Below are 619 nucleotides of genomic sequence, written 5' to 3' on the forward strand. Positions count from 1 at the left end.
GCCTTGATGTCCTGCGTGAACACCAGGTTGCTGCCGCCACCCAGGATGAACTTGCGCGCCAGCCCCAGTTCGGGGTCGTTGACCACGCGTTTGACGTCGGCCTCGCAGCGGATGCGCACCAGCGTCTGCGCCAGGCTGGGCAGGCCGAAGGTGTTGTAAGGCTTGAGGTTGACGCCGTTTTCCACGGCCAGGGCGGTGTGCATGCGAGAATTTTCGCAGACAAAGGAGAACAACCATGCCCAGTTTTGACACCAAGCTCGACCCGAATCCGTCGGCAACGCCGTGGACACCACCGCCAAGGAAATCGGCACCCGATTCGACTTCAAGGGCACCAGCGCCGCCGTCGAATTCAAGAAAAAGGAAAAGGAAGTCATCGTCCTTGGCGACAGCGATTTCCAGATCGACCAGGTCCGCGACGTGCTGTTCAACAAGCTGACCAAGCAGAAGGTCGACATCCGTTTCATGGACATCGGCAAGGTCGAGAAGATCGGCGGCGACAAGGTCAAGCAGGTGCTCAAGGTCAAGGCCGGCATCGAAAGCGAGCTGGCCAAGAAGATCGTCAAGGTCATCAAGGACAGCAAGATGAAGGTCAACGCCAGCATCCAGGGCGAGGAAGTGC

At 59.0% G+C, this 619-nt stretch carries 2 pseudogenes; one reads left to right on the forward strand and one right to left on the reverse strand.

From position 1 onward, the window contains the following. Window positions 1–203 (reverse strand): annotated as a pseudogene (locus tag ACK4TH_RS12875) (UDP-N-acetylenolpyruvoylglucosamine reductase); the annotation flags it as partial. 32 nt (window positions 204–235) lie between these two features. Between ACK4TH_RS12875 and ACK4TH_RS12880 the strand changes: the two are divergent. After that, a pseudogene (locus tag ACK4TH_RS12880) lies at window positions 236–619 on the forward strand (DUF520 family protein); the annotation flags it as partial.

The organism is Tepidimonas sp., assembly GCF_046292505.1.
Lineage (GTDB): Bacteria > Pseudomonadota > Gammaproteobacteria > Burkholderiales > Burkholderiaceae_C > Tepidimonas.